Raw genomic sequence first — 24,229 nt, 5'->3', positions numbered from 1 at the left:
AAGGAATACATCAGGCCTGCAACAATTGGATAGAATTGGCGAGAATCCTCGTTATCGATAACAGACGGCGCCGGCGGATTCGTTTCACCATACAACAACTTATAAAAGAGACAGGGAAGCAACCATGAAAAGACTCGGATCGCGGGGCGCGCGCACGCCTGTGCCCGCCCTTCAGCCCACCTTCCAGCCCACCGCCATTGCCGCACTGCTGCTCGCGCTGGGCCTGATGGGGCCACTGCTGCCGCCCAGCGCCAGCGCCGCCGACACCATAGAAACGCTGGCCACCGCCTATCAGCCCACCATCGCCGAAAGCATCGACGCCAACGGCTTCAAGCACCCCGGCGTGGGCCTGACCAGGGAAATGCTGGAAAACGTGCGGGCCCAGGTGCTGGCGCAAAAGGAGCCGTGGAATACGCACTTCAACGCCATGCTGCTATCGCCCGCCGCGTCCAAGACCGTCACCTCCAGCAACCAGGGCAGCGATCCGACCAAACCCGGCAGCCTGGCCTTCAGCAGCCAGGGCTTCAACTCGAAATTCATCGCCGACGGCCTGAAGGCCTACACCCAGGCCCTGCTCTACTACATCACCGGCGACGAGACCTACCGCGCCAACACCATGCGCATCCTGCGCATCTGGGCGCAGATGGACCCGGCGCAGTATGCCTACTTCGTCGATTCGCATATCCACACCGGCATCCCGCTCAGCCGCATGGCGGCCGCCGCCGAGATCATGCGCTACACCAGTTGCCAGACGGCCGCGCTCGAGTGGACCGAACAGGACACCGCCAACTTCACCAACAACCTGATCAACCCGGTCATCGAGACCTTCCAGCACACCAACTACCGCTTCATGAACCAGCACCTGTATCCGCTGCTGGGCGCGATGTCGGGCTATATCTTCAGCGGCAACCGCGCGCGCTACAACGAGGGCGTGGAATGGTTCACCGTGAACAGGACGGCGGTGGACCAGGGCCAGAACGGCGCCATCAAGGCGCTGTTCCGCCTGGTGGAGAAGAACGACCTGACCGGCGAGGCCGTCACGCCGGTGGTGCAGCACGTTGAAATGGGCCGCGACCAGGCCCACGGCGGCGGCGACATCACCAACGCCGGCATCCTGGCGCGCCTGCTGAACGCCCAGGGCACCAAGGTCGATCCGGCCGACGGCACGGTCTCCACCGCGCCGGAAGCGGTCGGCCCCTATGAATTCCTGAACGACCGCATCCTGGACGCGGCCGACTTCTTCGGCCGCTACATGACCGGCTACGACACGCCCTGGGTCCCCACCGCTTCGCATACCGATGCCAACGGCGTGCCCACCGTGGTCTACCGAGAAATCGCCGGCGGCTACCGGGGCCGCATGTTCTCCAGCCTGTGGGAACCCTATTACTATTACAAGTATGTCAAAGGGGTGGACATGGCGCAGCGCGCGCCCTACCTCAGCCACATGTTCTCGCTGCGCACCAGCTACAACTGGGACGGCGTGGACGGCGGCGGCGACTACTGGCTCTTCATCCCGCCTGCGGCGGCCGACGCCGAAGGCGGCCAGCTGCTGGTCAAGCCCATCGCCGATCCTTACCGCGAAGTGGAAGACCGCTTCACGGTACTCGATGGCGACGTGACTGCCATGCAGGACGAGACCGCGTCTTTCCTGCAGATCAATACCACCGCCACCGGCGCCAGGCTGGCCGTGGTCGGCTACGGCCATGGTTCGAAGAGCATCGCCTTCAAGATCCGCACCAACGGCGTGGCCACACTGGAAGCGTTCGACGAATCCGTGGCGCTGCCTAACACCAACGGCCAGTGGCGCTACGTGAATTACACGCTGGACGCCTACCACGGCCTGGGCGACGTGCAGTACCTCACTGTCAAGGGCGCCGGCACGCGGGTCGACATCGACCATATCAACGTGCAGGGCGGCAGCTTCACCACGCCCGTGTTCACCGGCGGCGACGCGGACCTGAACCTGGTGACTTACGCCAGCTCCAGCGCCGCCATCAACCACAGTTTTGCCGCCACCGACGCCGGCGCGGGCGACGTGCTGACCTACCAGGTGGACAACCTGCCGGCCGGCGCCACCTTCGACACCGCCACCGGCGCCTTCTCCTGGCTGCCGGCGCAGGCGGGCAGCTACAGCTTTGTCATCACCACCTCGGACGGCACCACCATCACCAGCAAGCTCGTGCAGATCACCGTGGCGGGCGACCGCCAGGGCGCCATCACTGCCGTCAATGCCGCCTACAAGGCCGGGACGCTGTACGTGGCGTCCACGCTGGAGACCTACAACGCGGCCTATGCCGACATTGCAGGCGCGGCCGCCAGCGCCAGCGACGCGGTGTTCCAGCAAAAGCTGGCGGCACTGAACAGCGCCGTGCAGGGCTTGCAGGAACTGACTCCGCTGCTGGCCGACGGCAGCATGAACTACCGTAACATGTTCAAGACCTCCACCTTCGGCAACGCCGTGCCGCTGTTGATGGACAACACGCCGACCAGCTGGTCCACCGCGCCCGGCACCTACGCGCCCAACCTGGCGCACATCATGGACTTCGGCCCGGACTTCAAGGCCTCGGCGTCGGGCTTCCAGATGCAGGTGCGCGCCAGCTTCCCCGAACGGATCGGCGGCGTGGCCATGTTCGGCTCCGACGACAACGAGAACTGGACCCGCTTGACGCCAGGCCTGACCGTGATCTCGGACGACATGCAGACCCTGCCGGTGCAGGACGCGCTGAGGGACCGTCGCTTCCGCTTCTTCAAGCTGCAGATGGTGCAGCCCACCTACGCCATCCTGGAAGTGGGCGAATTCCGCATCTTCGGCCAGCGCCATGAAACCGTCAACAAGATCGCGTCGGTTTCCATCAGCTCGGCGCAAAGCCTGAAGAAGCGCATCGTTCCCGGCAACACGGTGCAGCTGGCCTTCAAGTCCAGGGAAGCCATCAACAACGTCAACGTGATGGTGCAGGGCCAGGCGGCAACCGTCTCCACCACCGACAACGTGAACTGGACCGCCACCTGGATCGCCAGCGCCAGCGCCCCGGCCGGCGCCGTGAAATTCGTCATCAACTACAAAACGGCGGCCGGCGTCGACGCCGAGCCGACCCTGTTCACCACCGACGACACCTCCCTGTTCATCTCAGACCAGACCGGCCTGATCGACCCGATCGGCCTGACGGCCCTGAGCGACTCCAGCGGCAGGAACCAGGCCGACGTGCTGGCGCAGGCCACGCTGCTGCTCGACAACAACCTCGGCAGCTTCACCGACTTCCGCGTCAACGGCTCCGGCAACGGCGGCTGGCTCAAGTTCGACTTCAAGGGCGGTGGCCAGGCCACCCTGGACCGGGTCGAGGTGATTGGCCGGCAGGACCAGTACGCAAGCCGCATCAACGGTACCGTGGTGCAGGGCTCGAACGACAACACGGCCTGGGACACCATTTCCCCGGCCTCGAACGGCTCGCCGGACTGGCAGACCTTGAAGATCAACAGCCTGCAGCCATACCGCTACATCCGCGTGGTGAACGGCAATGCCTGGTATGGCAACATGTCCGAAGTGCGCCTGTACGGCGCGGTGGCGTCGGTGAACATGATCTCGGCCGCGTCGCTGTCGTCGGCGCAGGCGCTGCGCGGCCGCGTGGTGCCGGGCAACACCGTCAAGGTGGCGTTCACGGCCAAGCAGGCCATCAGCAACGTCAGCGCCACCATTCATGGCGTGCCGGCCACCGTGGCCACTACCGACAACGTCAACTTCACCGCCAGCGCGGTGCTGCCGCAAGGTTCGGCGCCGGGCGCGGTGGGCTTCGCCATCAATTACAAGACGCAGGCCGGCAAGGACGGCTACCCGAACACGGCCACCACCGACGGCACCCTGCTGACGCTGGTGGACGAGGCGGACGTGATCAAGAACGTGACCGGCATCGCCACCCTGATCGACTCCACCGTCAACCGGCCGGCCGCCACCACGCTGTCCATCACGAACTCGCTGTTCGACTCCAACCTGGGCACCAGCTCGGACTACCGCACCGGCACCGGCAATCTCGGCACCGCCAGCTACATCACGTTCGACTTCAAGGCGGGCAACCAGGCCACGCTGACCGGCGTGGAAATGGCGGCCCGCCAGGACCAGGCCGCGCGCGCCAAGGGCACCGTGGTGCAGGGCTCGAACGACAACGCCAGCTGGACCACCCTGACCGCAGCGGCGGTGACGACGCAGGACTGGCAAACCTTGCCGGTGGCCGGTGCCGTGCCTTACCGCTATATCCGCATCTTCAACGGCAATAACTGGTTCGGCAACCTGTCCGAAGTGCGCTTCCATGGCAGTGTGCAAATGGCCGCGCAGGACGTGAGCGCCAGCGTGAAGATGACGCAGCAAGGCGCCCTGCTCAACCGCGCCACCGGCAAGTACCTCGGCAGCGTCACGGTGACCAACACCGGCGGCGCGGCGCTTGCAGGCCCCCTGCAGCTGAAGCTGACCGGCCTGACCGCCGGGCTGACGCTGGACAATGCCAGCGGCACCGACGCCGGCGCACCCTACATCACCCTGCCCGGCCCGCTGAACGCCGGCGCCACCGTCAGCGTGCCGCTGACCTTCACCAACCCGGCACGCAGCGTGGTCGCCTACACGCCCGTGCTGTACAAAGGCAGCTTCTAAGGAGACATGACATGAAACTCAATATTCGACAGCAGGGCCAGCACCTGCTCTCCGCCGCGCTGCGCGCGCTTGCGCAGACTCCGGCGCGGAAACTGGCGCGGACACTGGCACGCAAGCTGATGCTGGCGCCGGCGCTGGCACTGTCGCTGGCCTTGCCGCTGGCGGCCGGCAGCGCCCCGGCCAGCGCCGCCACCATCCATGTGAGCATCGACACGTCCACCTTCGGCGCGGCGAGCGGTTACCTGGACATGCAGCTCAGCGCCAGCGCAGGCGTGCCGCTGGCCACCGCGGTGGTCAGCAACCTGGCCGGCTTCGGCGCGCTGGACCTGAACTACGGCTGGACGGCGGTGCCGGGCGGCTTCCAGTTCCGCAACGACACCTCCAACTATCTGTCGCACACCGCCACCTTCGGCGGCGTGCTGTCCTTCGACCTGACCCTGGACGGCGACTACGATCCGCTCACCGGCTACGTGTCGCACTTCCTGGTGTCCGCCTTCGACCAGGACATCGCGCCGCTGGGGACGTACAACCCGCTCAGCCTGGCCCTGGCCGATTTCAGCTGGACCCCGGCACTGACCGCGGGCGGCAAGGGCAGCATCGGCGCCGTTGTTTCCGATCCCGGCGTCACGGTAGTGCCGGAGCCGGCCAGCCTGCTGCTGCTGGGCGCCGGCCTGGCCGGCATGGCCCTGACGCAGCGCCGGCGGGCAACCGGCAAGCGCTGAGCCAAAGCGCTCCGGCTCTGCGCCGGGGCGCTGCAAGTCCCCTCCCCAGGTGTTGCTTTTATCTTGAAATTGCCAATCATCATGATTGACCGTCAATTGACTGCTGACTAAGATCGGTTGCCATACGCCTCATCCACGGGCGCTTCGATCGAACTTTCAGCCATGGGACGACAACATGTTCTTAGCCAAAAACAGCAAGTCAAGCGCACTCTTCGCACTGGGCCTGACGGCCGCCGCCGTCAGCGCCAGCGCCGCCGCCGCCGCGCAGCCGGATAACGTGCGCGTCATCGTCGCCTTCAAGAAAGGCGCGCAGCAGAACGGCAAGGCCGCCATCGCCGCCGCCAGGGGCAGCATCAAGGAGGATCTGCCGTCCATCGACGCCGCCGCCGCCGAAGTGCCGTCCAAGGCACTGGGAGACCTGCGCAACAGCCCGCACATCGAGTTTGTCGAGGAAGACGGCCGGCGCAAGCTGCTGGCCCGCAGCCGCCCCAGCGGGCCAGCCGCCAGCACGCCGTCCACCGGCGCGCCCTATCTGGCAGGCCAGCTGGTGCCATACGGAATACCGATGGTACAGGCCGACCAGTTGCCCGACACCTATGCCGGCAACCGCACCGTCTGCATCATCGACTCCGGCATCGACCGCGCACACGAGGACCTGGCTGGCAACCGCCTGAGCGGCCATACCAACCCGGGCACCGGCCCGTGGTACACGGACGAAAACCATCATGGCACCCATGTGGCGGGCACCATCGCGGCGCTCAACAATGCGGCGACCGGCGTGGTGGGCGTGCTCCCCAACCGCCAGATCAACCTGCACATCGTCAAGGTGTTCGGCCCGGAGGAATGGACCTATACATCGACACTGATCGCGGCGGCGAACAAGTGCGGTGACGCCGGCGCCAACATCATCAGCATGTCGCTGGGCGGCGACGTGCCCAGCCGGGGCGAGGAGCGCGCCTTCAACGCGCTGGCGCAGCGCGGCGTGCTGTCCATTGCGGCGGCGGGCAACGACGGCAATAACGCGCAGTCCTACCCTGCCGGCTACGCCAGCGTGATGTCGGTGGCGGCGCTGGACGAAAACAAGCTGGTTGCCGACTTCTCGCAGTTCACGCCAAAAGTGGAAATCGCCGCACCGGGGGTGCAGGTGCTGTCCACCGTGCCGATGGGCCAGGGCCGCGTCGCCACCCTGAAGGTGGGCGCCACCAGCTATGCGCCCGGCAGCATGGATGGCACGCCGGCCGGCACCGTGACCGCGCCGCTGGCCGCATTCGGCCTGGGCGACCAGGTGAACACGGCGGTGGCGGGCAAGGTGTGCCTGATCGCGCGCGGCAGCATCACCTTCGGTGAAAAAGTGGCCAATTGCCAGGCCAGCGGCGGCGTGGGCGCCGTGGTCTACAACAACGCGCCGGAAGGCTTCAGCGGCACGCTGGGCGGCGTTGCGACCACCATTCCGTCGGTGACGGCGTCCGGGGTAGAGGGCGCGGCGCTGCAAAACCAGCTGGGCCAGAGCGCGACCATCGACATCAAGGCAGTCAACTATGCCTTGTTCGACGGCACCTCGATGGCCACGCCGCACGTGTCGGCCGTGGCGGCGCTGGTGTGGAGCTACTTCCCGGCCTGCACGGCGGAGCAGATCCGCAGCACGCTGGACAAGTCGGCGCTGGACCTGGGCGCGCCGGGCCGCGACGTCTACTACGGCTACGGCCTGGTGCAGGCCAAGGCCGCGTATGACCGCATCCGCACCAAGGGCTGCGTCAACTAAAAGGGCCAGGCCGAGGGGAGCGATCGGGCCGCGTGGGGCCCGATCGGTCTACGCCAGGCTCCCCAGCAGCCACAGCAAGGCGCTGAGCGTGGCGAAGGAGCCGACGGTGGCCAGCACCAGCGCTGCGGCGCCACGGTCGGCAAAGCCGTAGGGCAGCGCCAGGATGGGGTAGATGCTCATCATCGGCATGGCCGCCATCAGGATGGCGGCGTTGCGCAGTTCCGGCGCCAGCGGCGCCATGCCCACCAACGGCAGGCTGGCCACGGCCAGCGCCACCGCCAGCGGATGCATCACCAGCTTGCCCAGCGCGATGGGCGCCACCTTCAGCGCCACACCGCGCATCGGCAGCCCCACCAGTGTGCCGCCGATGACGAACACCGCCAGCGCGCCGCTGGTCTGCGCGAACATGGTGATGCTGCGGCCCAGCGGCGACGGCAGCGGCAGCTCCAGCAAGGACACGGCCAGCCCCGCCAGCAAGGCCACAACCAGCGGATTGCGCGCCAGTTGCCGCAAGGTGGCCGTCAGCGCGCGGCGCCAGCCCCGCTGGTCCGCGCCTGCCTGCTTCACGCTGGTCTCCAGCAGGACCAGCAGCAGCGGCAGCATCACCACGTTTTCCACCACCACGTTCAGCGCCAGCGACGTCGTGGCCACCGACGGCAGCGCCAGCAGCAAGATGGGGTAGCCGATAAAGCTGCTGTTCGAGCTGCACATGCCCATCGCATGCAGCAGCGCCTGCTGGTGGCTCAGCCCAGCGGCCTTGCGGCCCACCGCATAGGCGCCGCCCAGCATGGCCAGCGCGCCGGCCGTATAGGCCAGCAGATAGCCGGGAACGATGATGTCGGCGATATGGCGCTGCGCGATGGCGTTGAACACCAGCGCCGGCAGTGCCAGCTTGATGACGAATTTCCCGAACGTGAGCAGCTCGCCCTTGCCGAACAGCCCGGCGCGCGTGGTGGCGTAGCCGAGGAAAAGGATGATGTAAATGGGACTGACGATGGCAAGGATGTCAAGCATGCGGAGGCGGTGGTATCGTGGGCAGCCGGCCATTATCCCACGCGGCCGCCTCCCCTGCAGGCCGGGGCTGGAACATCTCCATCGCATGCGTTATGCTGTCTGCCCGCCTGGCATAGCCAAGGACAGCAAAGAAGAGATGGTGAAGCCGATGTCAAAAGAGAAAAAATTGCCGCCGCTGGAGGCATCGCGGCCCACCCGGCCAGAGGATGCCGCCGCCAGGAAGCTGGCGCGCGAGCAGAAAGACGCGCTGGTGCGCGGCGTCACGTCAATCGATGAAATGCGGCAGGCGATCCGGCGCGCCGGGCGCAGCCTGCCCGCCATCACCGACGTGCCGCGCCTGGGCGTGCTCGACGCGGCAGCGTTCCGCGCCCGGGCCGCGCAGGGCCTGCCCTTCCTGATCACGGGGCTGGTAAACAAGTGGCCGCTGACCGCCCTGCCGCCCGAAACCCTGCGCGAGCACTACAGCCACCTGCCGGTGCGCGCACGGGTGGGCGACTATATCAACACCGCCTTCGCCGCCGACCGCGCCATGCAGGACATGACCATGCTGGAGTACCTGGACCTGGTGCAAACCGGCACGCATCCGTTGCCCCCCTACCTGGGCAACCTGGAACTGCGCGAATTGAACCGCCTGTGCCACTGGCCCGGTTACCTGGAGAAAATGGGGCCGCCGCGCTTCTGGATCGGCCCGGCCGGCACGGTGACGCCGCTGCATTGCGACTACGACGACAACATCTTCGCGCAGATCTGGGGCACCAAGCGCATCTTCCTGTCGCCGCCCCACCACGATGAGTTCCTCTATCCCAGCGAGGCCAACGCCATCCTGTTCGGCTCTCCGTTCGACCCGGAAGCGCCGGACTTCGACAAGTTCCCGCTGGCCCGCCAGGCCGCCATGGTGGAGGTCATCGTCGGCCCGGGCGACATGCTGTACGTGCCGGCCGGCTGGTACCACCAGGTGCGCGCGCTGACCTTCTCTCTGTCGTCCAACCGCTGGGCGCGCGGCGTGCCGTTCGCGCTGAAGGGCGACGCCGCGCTGCTGCGCCCAGCGTAACCGCCGGCGCGGCCTTCACCGCGCGGCGACCAGCACCGATGACCAGGTCTTCTCCACAATGCAGGCGATGCAGCGCGGCGACAGCCGGTCCCGCGTCTTCTTGGCCGCTTCGAAAAACTCGGCGTCCGCCGGCCAGTACTCGCCGCAGGTGATGCAGCGCTTTTCCTGGCCGATCTCGGTCCACCGCGACATGCAAAAGCGCTCGCCCGCCGCGCTGCTTGCTCCGCTCCGCATCCGCATGCCGCTGGCATCCCCTCAGCTCAGGAGAAGGCCTGCAAGCCGGTGATGGCGCGGCCGAGGATCAGCGCGTGCACGTCGTGCGTGCCTTCGTAGGTGTTCACCACTTCCAGGTTGAGCAGGTGGCGGATCACGCCGAATTCGTCGCTGATGCCGTTCCCGCCCATCATGTCGCGCGCCATGCGGGCAATGTCGAGCGCCTTGCCGCAGCTGTTGCGCTTCATGATCGAGGTCAGCTCCACCGCCGCCGTGCCCTCGTCCTTCATGCGGCCCAGGCGCAGGCAGCCCTGCAGGCCCATGGCGATCTCGGTCAGCATGTCGGCCAGCTTCTTCTGGATCAGCTGGTTGGCGGCCAGCGGCCGGCCGAACTGTTTGCGGTCCAGCGTGTACTGGCGCGCCTTCTCGAAACAGTCCTCTGCCGCGCCCAGCGCGCCCCAGGCGATGCCGTAGCGGGCGCTGTTCAGGCAGGTGAACGGGCCTTTCAGGCCGCGCACATCGGGGAAGGCATTCTCCTCGGGGCAAAACACGTTGTCCATCACGATTTCGCCGGTAATGCTGGCGCGCAGGCCCATCTTGCCGTGGATGGCGGGAGCGCTCAGGCCCTTCCAGCCCTTCTCCAGCACGAAGCCGCGGATCGCGCCCTCATCGTCCTTGGCCCACACCACGAACACGTCGGCGATCGGGCTGTTGGTGATCCACATCTTGGCGCCGGACAGCAGGTAGCCGCCGTCGGTCTTGCGGGCGCGGGTGACCATGGAGCCGGGGTCGGAGCCGTGATCCGGCTCGGTCAGGCCGAAGCAGCCTATGAATTCACCGCTGGCCAGCTTGGGCAGGTACTTTTGCCGCGTGACCTCGTTGCCGAACTCATAGATGGGCACCATCACCAGCGAGGACTGCACGCTCATCATCGAGCGGTAGCCGGAGTCGATGCGCTCCACCTCGCGCGCCACCAGGCCATAGCAGACGTAGTTCAAGCCGGTGCCGCCGTAAGCCTCCGGAATGGTCACCCCCAGCAGGCCCAGCTCGCCCATCTCGCGGAAGATGGAAGCGTCGGTCTGCTCGTGGCGGAAGTTCTCCAGCACGCGCCCGGCCAGGCGGCCCTGGCAATACTCGCGCGCCGCGTCGCGCACGGCGCGTTCTTCGGCATGCAGCTGCTCGTCCAGCAGCAGTGGGGAACTCCAGTTGAATGCGGTCTTGGTCATGTCGGCCTCGGTGTGCTCAGTGTGCGGGGTGAAAGGATGGCCTGATCTTAGTGGCGCCACGGGTTCCCGGCAAACGATTTATACTCACCCAGATATGAACAAAGCTCATAACACGCCATGACACGCAAGATCCCGATGCTGCAATCGCTGACCTGCTTCGAGGCGGCGGCCCGCCACGAGAGCTACACCAACGCCGCGCGCGAACTGTCGCTGACGCAGGGCGCCGTGTCGCGCCAGGTGGCGGCGCTGGAAGACTTCCTCGGCGTACGCCTGTTCCAGCGCACCCGGCACGGCGTGGCCCTCACGCCGGCCGGCACAGCCTATGCGCGCCAGGTGGCGCTGCGCCTGGCCGGACTGGAGCGCGACACGCTGGACGCGATGGCCGGACAAGGCGCCGGCGGCACCATCCGGCTGGCCTCCGTGCCCACCTTTGCCACCCGCTGGCTGCTGCCGCGCCTGGCGGACCTGCACGCCGGCCATCCGGACATCGTGGTCCACGTGGACGCGCGCACCCGCCCTTTCATGTTCGCCGAAGCCGAATTCGACGCCGCGCTGTATGCCGGCAGCCCGGAGCAGATTGCCAACTGGGCCGGCACGCGCGCGGTGATGCTGATGCCGGAAACCGTGCTGCCGGTGGCCAGTCCGCGCCTGCTGGCGGGGCGCAGGCGCTGGGGGCCGCAGGACATCGCGCGCCTGCCGCTGCTGCAGCAAAGCACCCGTCCCGACGCCTGGCGCCAGTGGTTCGACGCCATGGGCGTGGAGACCGGGCTGGCCATGCACGGCCCCCGCTACGAACTGTTTTCCATGCAGGCGGTGGCCGCCGCGCACGGCCTGGGCGTGGCCCTGCTGCCGCGCATGCTGGTGGAAGCCGAACTGCTCAGGGGCGAATTGCAGGTTGTATGCGACAAGCCGCTGGGCGGCCAGCGCGCCTACTACCTGGTGACGCCGGAGACGGCGCCGGACACGCCCGCGCTGGAGCTATTCCGCCTGTGGCTGTTGCGCCAGGCACAGCGGGCACTTGTCAGCAGGGACTGAAACGGCTACTGTGGTCCAGCGCTCCTGCTGCACGCCGGCTCAACCTGAAAGGTGGAAACGATGACAACCAAAATGCATATTTCTGCCGCCGCCCTGTTCCTGGCGTCGCTGTCGCTCGCTTCGCTCACTTCGGCTGCCAGGGCCGAAAGCGGGGTCACCGCCACCGAAATCAAGATCGGCATGGCCAATGCGCTGAGCGGGCCGACTGCGGGCCTGGGCCAGGGTATCAAGTCTGGCAGCGAGGCATACTTCAGGAAGGTGAACGCGGCCGGCGGCATCAACGGACGCAAGATCACCCTGGTCAGCGAGGACGATGGCTACGATCCGCCGCGCACCGCCAGCGCCACCGAAAAGCTGATCAAGAAAGACAACGTGTTCGCCCTGTTCGGCTATGTGGGCACGCCCACCAGCAAGGCTGCCCTGCCGCTGGTGGTCGACAATGCCGTGCCGTTCTTCGGCGCCTTCACCGGCGCCGAATTCCTGCGCGCGCCGGTCAACAAGTACGTCTTCAACATCCGCTCGTCCTACTTCAACGAGATCGAGATGCAGGTCGAACGGCTGGTCAGCGACGCCGGCGTTACCAAAATCGGCCTGTTCTACCAGGAGGACACCTATGGCAAGGTGGGCAAGGAAGGCCTGCTGCTGGCGCTCCAGAAGCGCAAGATGAGCATTGCCGCCGAAGGCCACTACATGCGCAACACCGAGAACGTCGACGCCGGCCTGGCCGCCCTGCTGGCGGCCAGGCCCGAAGCGGTGCTCATGGTGGGCACCTACAAGGCCTGCGCGGCGCTGGTGCAGAAAGCGCACGCGGCCGGCTACAAGCCGAAGTTCTTCAACCTGTCCTTTGTCGGCACGGCCAACTTCATCAAGGCGGCCGGCGATGCTGCCGAAGGCGTCTACATCACCCAGGTGGTACCGTCGCCGTTCGACGAGTCCGTCCCCATCGTCAAGCAGTACCAGGCCGACATGAAGGCCGCCGGCGCGAGCGAATTCGACTACACCTCGCTCGAAGGCTACATCGACGCGGTGGCGCTGGTGGAAGGCTTGAGGAAGGCCGGCCCCGACCTGACACGCACCGGTTTCCTGGCCGCGCTGGAAAAAATGAACGTCAACCTGGGCGGCCTCGATATCGCCTTCGGACCGCAGGACCACCAGGGCTTGAACAAGGTCTACCTGAGCAGGGTCCAAAAAGGCAAGCCGGTCCCGGCCAGCAAGCTGTAGGCGCGCGGGCTCCGGCCTACTTGCCGCGCGCCATATCGGTCTCGGTATCGCGCCAGCGCGCGAACGACCGGTCCAGCTCACCCGCCGTCTCCAGCGCGGCATACGCGGCCGAGCAGATGTGCGAGTGAATGCGCTTCAGGTCGCGCAGGATGTCGATGTGCAGCGAGCTGGTTTCGATGCTCTCGATCCGCCCCTCTTTCAGGCGCGCGATATGGTTCTCGGAGGCGGCGAATTCCAGCTCCCGGATGCGCGACTTCTCGCTCAGCAGGCGGCGCGCCGATTTCAGGTCGCCGGACAGGAAAATCGCCATCGCCACCCGCAAATTGTCGCGCACCACGCGGTGGAATTCTTCCAGCTCGCGCGCGCCCTCGGCGGAGAACTGCAGCTGGCGCTTGATCTTCTTGCTGGCCAGTTCCATCAGGTTCTTGTCGATGATGTCGCCGATATGTTCCAGGTTGATCGCCAGGCTCAGTACCTCCACGGCGCGCCGCGCGTCCGCCTCGTCCAGCGAACCATGCGTCACGTTGATTACGTACAGCTTCACCGCCTCGTGCAGGCGGTCCACCGCGTTGTCCTTCTGGCTCACTTCGTACACCAGCTTGCGGTCGTTGGTCAGGATGGCCGTCATGGCCTGCTCCAGCATGGTGTCGACGATATCGCCCATGCGCAGCGTCTCGCGCGCGGCGCACGCCAGCGCGACCGAAGGCGGGTCGTTCACGCTGGCGCCGAGGTAGAGCGGCACCGACAGATCGCTGCCGTTCTTCACATCCGGCAGCAGCCGCTCGAGCAGCCGCGCGAAGGCGCCCAGCGGCAGGATGAACAGCAGCGCCATGACCAGGTTGAACAGCGCATGGAAGTCGGCCGCCAGCCGCACCGGGTTAGGATCGATGGCCTGGATCAGCCGCACGGCGGGGTCCAGCAGCGGCAGGAACAGCACGCACCCCACAACACGGTTGATCAGGTTGCCCACCGGCAGACGGCGGTCGGCAGGATTGCTGCTGGCCGCCCCTTCCACCAGCGGATTGAGCGCGCTGCCCAGGTTGGCGCCCAGCACCAGGGCCAGCGCGGCCACCGGCGACACGAACTGCGAGGCGGCCAGCGACATCGTCAACAGGATGATGGCGACGCTGGAGTGCGCCGCCCAGGTGAGCGCGGCGCCGATCAGCAGCGCCAGCAGCGGTTCGCCGGTGATGGCCGAGAACAGCGTCCGCACGGCCGGCGCATGTTCGGCCGGCGCCAGGCTGTCGAGCAGCAGGTGCAGTGACAGCAGCACCAGGCCCAGGCCGATGGCCACGCGGCCCAGGTCCTTGACGATGGTGCGGCTGCCCCGTTTGAACGCGGCCACGCCGCCTATCAGCAGCAGCGGCGCGAAAGCGGAGGAGTCGAATGACAGCAGCTGGACGATCAGCGTGGTGCCCACGTTGGCGCCCAGCATGACGGCCAGCGCGGGCACCAGGCCCACCAGGCCGGAAGCGGCAAATGAGCTGAGCATCAGCGCGGTAGCGGTGCTGCTTTGCAGCACGGCGGTGACCCCGACGCCGGCGGCGAACGCACGGTAGCGGCTTTGCAGAATCAGGCCCAGGATGCGCCTGATCCTGGTGCCGAACGCGCGCACGATCCCGCTGTGCACCATGTGCAAGCCCCACAGCAGCAAGGCCACGCCGCCCAGCAGGTCCAGCAGGACTTTCGTTCCCATCCTTGCCTCCGCTATCCGCTATCCGCCACCACGCGTCCTGCGCCAATCAGAGCAGCGTCACCTCGTCCGGCAGTTCGTCCACCCCGCCGCCGCCGGGCGGCAGATGGCGCCGCAGTTCGGCCGTCACTGCGGCAATGCCGCGCAGCGCGCCCGCCCCATAATCGCCGGCGGCGAAGGCGGTTTCCATGTCCGCCGCGATGCGCTTCCAGGCCGGCTGGCCGGCGGCAGCATGGATGCCCCGGTCGGCCACGATCTCGATGGCGTGGTCGGCAAACAGCACGTAAACCAGCACGCCGCTGTTTTCTTCAGTATCCCACACTCGCAGCTCGGAGAACACCTCCAGCGCGCGCTCGCGCGGCGCCATGCCTTCCATCAGCTGCCCCGGATCCAGCGCCGGCTCAATGACGAAACGGATCTCGCCCCGGTGGCCGCGCTCGGACTCGGCGATCGCGGCCTCGATAGCTTGCAAGGACGCCGGCGGGAAGTGCCGCCTGACAGCCGCACGGGTGGTGAACAGGTGCCGCAGGAAACGCCGGATATCCATGGCTACCACCTTCCCGATGCGCCGCCGCCGCCAAAGCCGCCGCCCCCGCCGCCCCAGCCACCGCCGCCGCCGAAGCCGCCACCTCCGCCACCGCCAATCCCGCCGCCCAGGCCGCCCAGCCCGCCGGCGATCCAGCCGCCGTGGCTGCGCCCCCGCGACATGCCGCCCAGCCCCGAGCGTCCCCCGCCCAGCAGCGTAAACAGGAAGGCGATGCCGCCCGCCAGCACTGCGGCCAGCACGCCCGCCATCAGGAAGGCGCCGACGCCGATCACGCCGCCGGTGACCGCCGCCCCCGCGAAACGTCCCAGCACTGCGCGCAGCACGCCGCCCAGCACCACCGCTGCCACCAGTGCAACCGGCAGCATCTGCCCTATGCCACCGGAGAAGAACTGCCCGGACTGCCCCGCCTGTCCGCCCGTGGCCGGCGGCGGCAACGGTTCGCCGTCTATCACCTTCATCATGCTGTCCAGACCGGCGGCGATGCCGCCATGGAAATCGCCGTTGCGAAAGCGCGGCGTGATGGCTTCCTCGATGATGCGCTTGCTGGTGGCGTCATTGAGCGCCCCCTCCAGCCCATAGCCCACCTCGATGCGCAAGGCACGGTCATCCTTGGCGACAATCAGGATCGCCCCGTCATCCACCTTCTTCCTGCCGATTTTCCATTGTTCCGCCAGCCGGATGGCAAACTGCTCGATGGCCTCGGGTTTCGTGCTCTTCACGATCAGCACCGCGATCTGGCTGCCCTTGCGCTGTTCGAAGGCGCGCAGGCTTTCCTCCAGCCGGGCGGTTTGCGCGGCGTCCAGCGTGGCTGTCAAATCCGTGACCGGCCTGCTCAGCGCAGGAACGGCGGCCAGTTCCTGCGCGCCGGCGCCGTGCAGGCACTGCGCGCACGCCAGCAGCAAACCCAGTAGCCAGAGCCGGAGGGCAGCCATGTCACTTCCCTGGCTGCGGCTTGGGCGGTGTGTCGAAATTGACCGCCGGCGGCGTGGAAATGGCCTTTTCGTTCTCCACCGAGAAGTTGGGCTTCACGCCGTGGCCGAACATCATCGCCACCAGGTTGGTGGGGAAGGAGCGCACCGTCACGTTATAGTCCTGCACCGACTTGATGTAGCGGTTGCGCGCCACCGCAATGCGGTTCTCCGTGCCCTCAAGCTGCGCCTGCAGGTCGCGGAAACCGGCATCCGCCTTCAGCTGCGGATAGTTTTCGCTCACCGCGATCAGCTTCGACAACGCGCCGGACAGCTGGCCCTGCGCCTCCTGGAAGCGCGCGAACGCCGCCGGATCGTTCAGCAGCTCCGGCGTCACCTGGATGGCGCCCGCCCTGGAGCGCGCCTCGGCCACCTGCGTCAGCACTTCCTTCTCATGCGCCGCGTAGCCCTTTACCGTATTGACCAGGTTGGGCACCAGGTCGGCCCGGCGCTGGTACTGGTTCACCACTTCGGACCAGTTGGCCTTGACCTGCTCGTCGCCCGCCTGCAGCGTGTTGTAGCCGCACCCGCTTAGCAGCAGCGTGGCCGCCAGCAGCATCAGCATTCCGAACCGTGTTGCGAACCCGCGCATATGCCCTCCGAGGCTGATCTTGTTTGCTACCAGTCTATACGCATGTAGGGCGCGGTGGCGCATGACAGGGCCGCAGACGCGAATACAACGGCTTTGCTCGACTTGTTGAGCGATTGCATCCACGCCCACCCCGCATGAACATTTTGCAAACTTTTTCCAGTACCTTTGGCAGCGCAGGGCAAAAACAATCCATCCAAAGGGAGACAAAACCATGCTTCGGAAAGCAACAGCCTCGTACGTCCTACTTGCATTGATGGCCATGGCCGGCAGTGCCGGCGCCGTCATCACTTCACCCGGCAAGCAGATCGAAAACCTGAATCGCGGCGCGGTCGCCATCAAGTCCGCCGCCGGCGTGTTTATCAGCTGGCGCCAGTTGGCCGGCGACCCGGCAGGCACCACCTTCAATGTATACCGCGGCGCCACCAAGCTGAACGCCGCCCCGCTGGACGCCCTCAACTACACCGACACAGCCGGCACGATAGCCGGCAGCTACTCGGTGCGCGCGGTGGTGGGCGGCGTGGAACAGCCAGGCTTCGACGCTGGCGCAACCTGGGCCAACGCCTATAAATCGATCCCGGTGCAAACGCCGCCGGCGGGCGTCACCCCCACCGGCCAGGCCTACACCTACGAGATCAACGATGGTTCCACTGCCGACCTGGATGGCGACGGCACCTATGAAATCATCATCAAGTGGCAGCCGACCAACGCGCAGGACAATTCGCTGTCCGGCTACACCGGCAACACCTACCTGGACGCCTACAAGCTGGACGGCACACGCATGTGGCGGATCGACCTGGGCAGGAATATCCGCGCCGGCGCCCACTACACCACCTTCCTGGCCTACGACTTCGACGGCGACGGCCAGGCCGAGGTGATGGCCAAGACCGCCGACGGCACCGTGGACGGCCTGGGCGTGGTAATCGGCTCGGCCACTGCGGACCACCGCAACAGCGCGGGCTACATCCTGACCGGACCGGAATTCCTCACCGTGTTCAACGGCCTGACCGGCGCCGCCATGAAGACCACCAACTACCTGCCAGCGCGGGGCACCGTGTCCTCCTGGGGCGACAGCTACGGCAACCGGGTCGACCGCTTCCTGGGTGGCGTGGCCAATGTGGACGGCGCCCGCCCCAGCGCCATCTTCTCGCGCGGCTACTACACGCGCGCCGTGATCGCCGCGTGGGACTGGCGCGACGGCGCGCTCACCAGCCGCTGGGTATTCGACACCAATGAATCCGGCGCCGCCGCGCGCGGCCAGGGCGCGCACTGGTTCGCCACCGGCGACGCCGACGGCGACGGCAAGGACGACATCGTGTACGGCGCGGCCACCATCGACAGCTATGGCCAGTTCAAGTACGCCACCGGCCTGGGCCACGGCGACGCCCTGCACTTCGGTAAATTCGACCCGAACCGCGCGGGCCAGCAGGTGTACATGATCCACGAAACCCCGTCGGTCTACGGCGTGACCGGCTCCGGCATGCACGACGCGGCCACCGGCGCGCTGATCTGGGGCGCCAGCGGCTCCAACGCGGACGTGGGGCGCGGCGTGTGCTTCGACGTCGATCCGAACTACGAAGGCGAGGAATGCTGGGCCAGCCGGGGCGGCTTCCGCACCGCCACCGGCGCGCTGATCAACGCCACCGCGCCCACCGCTTACATGAACTTCGCGGCCTGGTGGGACGGCGACCTGCTGCGCGAACCGATGGGCAGCACCTCGATCGACAAGTTCGACCCGGTCACCCGCACCGGCAGCAAGATCGTGGACGCGGCCCTCAACGGCGCCGCCTCCAACAACGGCACCAAGGCCACGCCGGTGCTCACGGCCGACCTGTTCGGCGACTGGCGCGAGGAAGTCGTCTGGCGCAACGCCGCCAATACCGAGCTGCAGGTCTACAGCACCACCATTCCCACCGCCACGCGCATCAACACCCTGATGCACAACCCGCAGTACCGCACCCAGGTGGCGGGACAGAACGCCGGCTACAACCAGCCGCCGCACCCCAGCTTCTACCTGGGCCATGGCGCCACGTCCTTCCCGCAGGACCCGGTGCACATCCCGTACGACGGCAGCGGCACGGTGCAGGCGGAAACGGCCATCGTGGGCGGCGGAACGGCTGCGAAAACCGACCGCGCGGGATACCGCCACACCGGTTTCCTGTCCTTCCCGTCCAGCGGCGGCAGCGCGGAATTCGGCCGCATCAACGGCGGCGCGGGCGGCGCCAAGACCATCACCATCCGCTACGCCAACGGCAATCCAACGCCGCGCACCGGGGTGCTGAAAGTGAACGGCGTGCCGCAGCCCATCACCTTCAAGATCACCGGCGGCTGGACCGCCTGGACCACCATGACCGCCACCGTCAACCTGGCCGCCGGCAGCAACAACACGCTGCGCTTCGAATCCACCGGCCAGAGCCTGGCCAATATCGACGAACTGCTCGTGCCATAACAAGGAAACCAAATGAAAAAGTTCTATGCACTCTGCGCACTGGGCGCACTCGCGCTCAGCCTGTTCTCGCCATCGGCCCTGGCTGCGCACATGGGCTGGTACCAGCTCGACGCCACCTGGCGCGACGGCCAGTTCAGCGGCCAGTTCTACTACGACGGCGCCTCGCCATACCGCATCACGCAAATCACCGGCACGCTGGTGGACCTGGCGCAGACCACCACCATCGACAAGGTGTGGAACCTGGAGAACGCACAGCCGGAATCGTGGGTATTCCTGGCCAACACCAATCCGGCGGTTCCTGGCGAGCAGGACGCCGGCTTCTACCTCACGCTGCTGGACCTGGGCGCCACGCTGACGCTGGACACCTCGGCCGGCAACGGCCTGTTCGACTGGAGCAATGACGCCTTCTACAGCCCGGCGCAGCTGGACGATTCGCCGCTGCAATCCTTCGCCATCAACGCCATCCCCTTGCCCGGCACGGCGCTGCTGATGGCCGTGGGCCTGCTGGCCATGCGTTCCCCGCGCAGGCAGCGCCAGCAGCCGGCGTAAGCGTCAGGCAAGGCGGCATGCGCTTGCAAGCTATGCCGCCGTCTTCCCGGTGCTGCATGTCGCCAATGAATTCGCCGCGCTCGACACCGTCGGCATAGGTGCAGTGCTGGACGACGAGGACATGGGCGGCGCCGCTGACCGCGCTGGGCGTGGCGTTGGGACTGGAACGCCTGCTGGGACTGGACAGCGGCGCTCCGGCGGCCGCAGGCCGCTACCTGCCCGAAGTGCTGCTCACGCCGGCGGCGATGATAGAACAGCTGCACGCCTTCGAAGTGAGCACCGGGGAAGCGCAGGACTGCCAGCGGGTGTAGCCAAATGTGGCGCGACGGCTAGGTTAACGTTATCATAGGCTCGAACCGATAATCTTGAGGAGAGCTTGATGCGGCATCGTTTACCACCGTTTCGCCCGGCCTGGCGGCGCAGCCTGCTGCTGGCCGCTGTGCTGCACGCTTGCCAGCCGGTGACGCCGGCGCTGGCCGATGACTTCGACGACATGCGCGCCAAGTGGCTGCTGCGCGCGGCCGGCGGCGCTGCGGCCGATACCGCCGACCAGCAGATCGCCGCCCAACTCCAGCTCGACGACGCCAACGCGCAGCGCTACTGGTCGTCCATGCAGACCGCGCCGGAACGCGCCGCGCTCTGGCCCGACCTGGCCTCCACCACCGTGTCCGCCCACGTCACCAGCGCCTACCGGCGTCTGGCCGCCATGGCCGCCGTGTATGCCTCGCCCAAGTCTGCGCTGCACGGCAATGCCGCGCTGGGCGCTGCCGTGGTGGACGGGCTGGACTGGATGAGCAAGCACCGCTACACCGCCGGCCGGCATGCCTACAACAACTGGTGGGACTGGCAGATCGGCGCGCCGATGGCGCTCAACGAGGCCGTGCTGGCGGTGCGCGGCCTGCTTGCGCCGGAACAGCTGGAACGCTGCCTGGCCGCCATCGATTTCCATGTGCCCGATCCCGCCTGGCGCACCACGCCATCCGGCACCCTGTCGCGCACCGAAGAAACCGGCGCCAACCGCCTCGACAAGGCTTTCGTCGCCATTATGCGCGGCGTGAACGGCAAGCACGCCGCCAAGATCGCCCAGGGCCGCGACGCCATCAGCCAGGCCTTGCCCTACGTGAGCAGCGGCGACGGGTTTTATACCGACGGCTCCTTTGTCCAGCATAGCTACGTGTCCTATATCGGCGGCTACGGCGTGGTCATCATGGCCGATATCGCGGCGCTGTACTATGTGCTGAACGGCTCGCCCTGGCAGCTCACGGACCCGAATGCCGGCCTGCCCTTCGAGTGGTCCATGCGGGCCTACCGCCCGTTCATCTACGACGGCGCCATGATGGACATGCAGCGCGGCCGCTCGATTTCGCGCGAATTCTATTCCGACCACGGCGTGGGCCGCACGGTCACGGGTACGATGGCGGAACTGGCCGAAGTGCTGCCGCCCGCGCAGGGGGCGCAGCTGAAAGCCGTGCTGAAAGGCTGGCTGCAGCGCGACCGCACTTTCGGCGCGTCCTATTTCACGCCGGTGGCGACGGCGGTGCCCGGCATCTACGCCGGCCTGCCGGTCTATCAAATGGGGCTGCTGAAGGCGCTGCAGCGGGATGCCGCCGTGGCGCCACTGGCCGAGGCGGTGGAAACCCGCTACTACCCGGCCACCGACCGCGCCGTGCAGCGCCGTCCCGGTCACGCTTTCGCATTGGCGATGTTCTCGAAGCGCATCAGCTCCTTCGAATCCGGCAACGGCGAAAACCTGCGCGGCTGGTGGACCGGCGCCGGCACGCACTCCCTCTACAACGCCGACCAGACCCAGTACAGCGGCAACTACTGGCCCACCGCCGATGCATGGCGCATGCCCGGCACCACCACCGACCATGGCGGCAGCGGCACGCCGGAGAAATGGAAGCTGTACAGCAACGACAAGTCCGCCGTGGGCGGCGCGGAGCTGGCGGGCCAGCATGCCGCCATCGGCATGGACTTCTCCACCAAGGCATGGAGCGACAGCGGCCTGCAGGGCAGGAAAGCCTGGTTCCTGTTCGGCGACCGCGTGGTGGCGGTGGGCTCGGCGATCTCCGCCGCCCCCGCCGACCCTGCCGCCAGGCCGGTGGAAACCATCGTCGAGAACCGCAAGCTCAATGCCGGCGGCGACAATGCGCTGACCGTCAACGGCATGCGCCAGCCGGCTGGCGCGGGCTGGTCGCAGGCGCTGCCGAACACGAAATGGGCGCACCTCGCGGGCAGCGTGCCCGGCGCGGACATCGGCTATGTGTTCCCGGATGCGCCCACCGTGCAAGGCCTGCGCGAGACGCGCACCGGCGCCTGGCGCGACATCAATGCCGAAGGCTCCACCCGGCAAGTCAGCGCCAGCTATCTGAGCCTGGCGCTGCCGCATGGCGTGCGCCCTACAGACGGCGCCTACACTTTCATCCTGCTGCCCAACCGCAGCGCGGCCCAGGTGGCGGCGTTCGCGGCCGCCAACCCGGTGCGCGTGGCGGAACGCTCGGCCAGCGCCACAGCGGTGACCGACAGCGCGCTGGGCCTGACCGGCATGGTGTTCTGGGAAGACGCGGCCAAGACCGTGAAGGTGTCGGGCAAGCCCTACCTGGCCAGCGACCGCAAGGCCGCCGTGGTGGTGCAGCAGGATGGCGCCGGCCTGCAGCTGGCCGTGGCCGATCCCACCCAGGAGAACACGGACGTGATCCACCTGGAGCTGCACCGCAGCGCGCGCGCCGTGCTATTGCACGACCCGGCCATCACGGTGCAGCAATTGAGCCCCACCATCAAGATGACCGTGGCGGTGAAAGGCTCGGCGGGTAAATCCCATCAGGCGCGCTTCGAACTGAAGCGGCCCTGAAGCGGCCCCGGGCCGCCTTGCCGCCCGACTCAGCGCGGGCGGTAGCCGCGCTGGCGGAACTGGGTGTCGGTGAACCATTGCTCGACCAGCGCCGCTGCATCGGCCTCCGCCGCCGGCACCGCCGTGCCGCTTTCCGCGCTGGCCGGATAGCCGTGGAAAGTGTTGCCGCGCCAGGCATGGCGGGCGTAGCTGCCGGATTTCTTGAACGGGCGGTACAATGCCCCGCTGCCGCTGGTGTCGACAAACCGGTTGCCGCGCAATTCGATCGTGTCGCTGGTGCCGTTGTCGTGGCTTTCCAGCAGCGGCGTGGCGCCGGCGGTCACGATCAGGTTGCCGCTGACGACCGCGTTGTCCAGCCCAGCCATCAGGATGGCGCGCCGCCGGTCGTTCAGACTCAGGTTGCGCTCCACCACCACATCCTCCACCATGGCCCGCTGGCCCAGTCCATCCTTGCCGCAGGCGCAGAACAGCATCAGGCCGCCGGCGTTGCCGTGGCTGTAGTTGGCGTAGATGCGCGTGCCGCGCGTGCCCATGTCGGCGTCGAAAGCCATGCCGTCGACCGCCTCGAGTTCCGGCCGCAGCCGCACGCCATGCACTTCGTTGTACTGGAACACGGCGCCGTCCGTGTTGATGGCCCAGGCGCCGGCGCTGTTGCCGGGCGAGCGCATCCAGATGTCGTACAGCAGGTTGGCTTCAACCAGCGGCGCCGTTGCGGTACGCACCACGATGCCGTCGCCGCCGATGTCGTGGATCCGGTTGTTGCGGAACACCAGCCGCGTGGACGGATAAAACTCGGTCGCGGCCTGCGCCGCGCTCTCCTGCAGGTAGCCGGGGTTGTTCTTATAGGGCGGGAAATCGCCGCAAGGCGCGCCGCGCGGGCGGCACATCCAGGCCGAGCGGTTCGACAGGCCGATCCCGTCCACGTGGTAGATCTCGCTGTTTTCAACCAGCACGTCGTCGAAATTGGTCTTCTTCTGGCGCGCGCCCCTGCGCTCGCTGTCGCGCGTGACCTCGAACAGGATGCCGCCGGTGGCTTTGTAGGCCAGCTTGCGGCCCGGTTCGTCCTTCAGGTAGCCGCGCACATGGTGCACCAGCACGTCGTTGATGCGGTAGTGGCGCCCGGTGCCGAAGTCCTCCAGCTGCACCAGCAGCCCGACGCGCCCCGCTTCCTCCAGCCCGTCATTGCTCAGCTCCAGTCCGTTGATTTCCCAGTGCTCGGCATTGAACAGGTGCAGCGCGGCGCGGTTGACCGGGCCGTCGCCGGCGGTACACAGCGTATGGTAGGGGCTCACGCCCTCGGGCCGCTTGCTGGCCTCGGTCCTCTCCTGCGTGGGGTCGGGGCGCGATGAACGGCAGCCGGCCGCGATCGCGGGACGCGGCAAGGCCGCATCGCCGTAGCTGTCCACCACAATCGGTGCGCCCGGCGTTCCCGAACTGCCCGGCATGGGCTGGAAGCTGCCGTGGCAGGTGGCGCCGCGCTTGAACAGGATGCGCGTGCCAGGCTGGAAGCGGATGGCGTTCAGCTGCGCAAGGCTGTTCAGGGGCTGCCGCAGGCTGCCCGCGCCGGCTGCGGCAGCCGAACAATCGATATGCACCGCGGGCGGAGTATCCGCTGCCCGCGCATGCCCGCCCCACGCTGCCGCCAGCATCATTGCAAGTGTCACAAACTTCATCAGTTATTCCTTTATAGGATCGCCCCG

Annotated in this window: 18 protein-coding genes; 10 read left to right on the top strand and 8 right to left on the bottom strand. The window is 67.2% G+C overall.

What is annotated here, in order from left to right; translation table 11 throughout:
• Nucleotides 1-124 precede the first annotated feature (124 nt).
• From ASD15_RS31530 to ASD15_RS05665, 3 genes are all read left to right on the top strand, one after another.
• Nucleotides 125-4,639 carry a discoidin domain-containing protein gene (locus ASD15_RS31530; protein WP_082551590.1) on the top strand — a complete coding sequence of 1,505 codons (4,515 nt, stop codon included), beginning with the start codon at nucleotides 125-127 and terminating at the stop codon, nucleotides 4,637-4,639.
• A gap of 11 nt (nucleotides 4,640-4,650) precedes the next feature.
• A complete protein-coding gene (locus ASD15_RS05670) occupies nucleotides 4,651-5,361 on the top strand; it encodes an NF038129 family PEP-CTERM protein (protein ID WP_057153839.1) in 711 nt (236 codons plus the stop codon).
• A 175-nt stretch (nucleotides 5,362-5,536) separates the two neighbouring features.
• The gene (locus tag ASD15_RS05665) at nucleotides 5,537-7,123 is read left to right on the top strand and encodes a S8 family serine peptidase (protein ID WP_057153838.1); all 1,587 of its coding nucleotides are present in this window, start codon (nucleotides 5,537-5,539) and stop codon (nucleotides 7,121-7,123) included.
• Nucleotides 7,124-7,171: 48 nt separating this feature from the next.
• Here the strand turns inward: ASD15_RS05665 and ASD15_RS05660 are convergent, their stop codons facing one another.
• Complete coding sequence (locus tag ASD15_RS05660) at nucleotides 7,172-8,137, bottom strand: AEC family transporter (RefSeq protein ID WP_057153837.1); 966 nt, start codon at nucleotides 8,135-8,137, stop codon at nucleotides 7,172-7,174.
• A gap of 148 nt (nucleotides 8,138-8,285) precedes the next feature.
• On the opposite strand from ASD15_RS05660, the gene ASD15_RS05655 reads away from it, so the two are divergent.
• On the top strand, nucleotides 8,286-9,188 hold the full coding sequence (locus tag ASD15_RS05655) for a cupin-like domain-containing protein (protein ID WP_057153959.1): 903 nt from the start codon (nucleotides 8,286-8,288) through the stop codon (nucleotides 9,186-9,188).
• A gap of 15 nt (nucleotides 9,189-9,203) precedes the next feature.
• Here ASD15_RS05655 and ASD15_RS32165 read toward each other — a convergent pair whose 3' ends face one another.
• Entirely contained in the window at nucleotides 9,204-9,380 is a 177-nt protein-coding gene (locus tag ASD15_RS32165; protein ID WP_157200829.1) for a hypothetical protein, read from the bottom strand.
• Nucleotides 9,381-9,448: 68 nt separating this feature from the next.
• Nucleotides 9,449-10,627, bottom strand: a complete 1,179-nt coding sequence (locus ASD15_RS05650) for an acyl-CoA dehydrogenase (RefSeq protein WP_057153836.1) — start codon at nucleotides 10,625-10,627, stop codon at nucleotides 9,449-9,451.
• A gap of 117 nt (nucleotides 10,628-10,744) precedes the next feature.
• Between ASD15_RS05650 and ASD15_RS05645 the strand changes: the two genes are divergently transcribed.
• Together ASD15_RS05645 and ASD15_RS05640 are read left to right on the top strand one after the other, a co-directional pair.
• Nucleotides 10,745-11,662: a LysR substrate-binding domain-containing protein gene (locus ASD15_RS05645; protein ID WP_057153835.1), complete on the top strand. Its 918-nt coding sequence runs from the start codon at nucleotides 10,745-10,747 to the stop codon at nucleotides 11,660-11,662.
• A 60-nt stretch (nucleotides 11,663-11,722) separates the two neighbouring features.
• A complete protein-coding gene (locus ASD15_RS05640; RefSeq protein WP_057153834.1) occupies nucleotides 11,723-12,883 on the top strand; it encodes an ABC transporter substrate-binding protein in 1,161 nt (386 codons plus the stop codon).
• Nucleotides 12,884-12,899: 16 nt separating this feature from the next.
• Here the strand turns inward: ASD15_RS05640 and ASD15_RS05635 are convergent, their stop codons facing one another.
• Genes ASD15_RS05635 through ASD15_RS05620 form a run of 4 tightly spaced genes read right to left on the bottom strand, consistent with a single transcriptional unit; the run spans nucleotide 12,900 to nucleotide 16,683 of the window.
• Complete coding sequence (locus ASD15_RS05635) at nucleotides 12,900-14,579, bottom strand: Na/Pi cotransporter family protein (RefSeq protein WP_057153833.1); 1,680 nt, start codon at nucleotides 14,577-14,579, stop codon at nucleotides 12,900-12,902.
• 46 nt (nucleotides 14,580-14,625) lie between these two features.
• A complete protein-coding gene (locus ASD15_RS05630; protein WP_057153832.1) occupies nucleotides 14,626-15,123 on the bottom strand; it encodes a TPM domain-containing protein in 498 nt (165 codons plus the stop codon).
• A gap of 2 nt (nucleotides 15,124-15,125) precedes the next feature.
• On the bottom strand, nucleotides 15,126-16,055 hold the full coding sequence (locus tag ASD15_RS05625) for a YgcG family protein (RefSeq protein WP_057153831.1): 930 nt from the start codon (nucleotides 16,053-16,055) through the stop codon (nucleotides 15,126-15,128).
• A 1-nt stretch (nucleotide 16,056) separates the two neighbouring features.
• Complete coding sequence (locus ASD15_RS05620) at nucleotides 16,057-16,683, bottom strand: LemA family protein (protein WP_200953926.1); 627 nt, start codon at nucleotides 16,681-16,683, stop codon at nucleotides 16,057-16,059.
• 211 nt (nucleotides 16,684-16,894) lie between these two features.
• Here ASD15_RS05620 and ASD15_RS05615 point away from each other — a divergent pair, with 211 nt between their 5' ends.
• The 4 genes from ASD15_RS05615 to ASD15_RS05605 all read left to right on the top strand — a co-directional run bounded on the left by ASD15_RS05615 (nucleotide 16,895) and on the right by ASD15_RS05605 (nucleotide 22,529).
• The gene (locus ASD15_RS05615) at nucleotides 16,895-19,129 is read left to right on the top strand and encodes a carbohydrate-binding protein (protein WP_082551589.1); all 2,235 of its coding nucleotides are present in this window, start codon (nucleotides 16,895-16,897) and stop codon (nucleotides 19,127-19,129) included.
• A 12-nt stretch (nucleotides 19,130-19,141) separates the two neighbouring features.
• Complete coding sequence (locus ASD15_RS05610; protein ID WP_057153829.1) at nucleotides 19,142-19,678, top strand: hypothetical protein; 537 nt, start codon at nucleotides 19,142-19,144, stop codon at nucleotides 19,676-19,678.
• 98 nt (nucleotides 19,679-19,776) lie between these two features.
• Nucleotides 19,777-19,989, top strand: coding sequence for a hypothetical protein (locus ASD15_RS32855; protein ID WP_200953925.1), 213 nt, complete (start codon nucleotides 19,777-19,779; stop codon nucleotides 19,987-19,989).
• Between the two features lie 68 nt (nucleotides 19,990-20,057).
• Nucleotides 20,058-22,529: a polysaccharide lyase 8 family protein gene (locus tag ASD15_RS05605; RefSeq protein WP_057153828.1), complete on the top strand. Its 2,472-nt coding sequence runs from the start codon at nucleotides 20,058-20,060 to the stop codon at nucleotides 22,527-22,529.
• 29 nt (nucleotides 22,530-22,558) lie between these two features.
• On the opposite strand, the gene ASD15_RS05600 is transcribed toward ASD15_RS05605, so the two are convergent.
• A complete protein-coding gene (locus tag ASD15_RS05600; RefSeq protein ID WP_082551588.1) occupies nucleotides 22,559-24,202 on the bottom strand; it encodes a right-handed parallel beta-helix repeat-containing protein in 1,644 nt (547 codons plus the stop codon).
• Between the last annotated feature and the right edge of the window lie 27 nt (nucleotides 24,203-24,229).

This window comes from Massilia sp. Root351, assembly GCF_001425045.1.
GTDB lineage: Bacteria > Pseudomonadota > Gammaproteobacteria > Burkholderiales > Burkholderiaceae_D > Rugamonas.
This window is presented reverse-complemented; position numbering and strand designations above follow the sequence as displayed.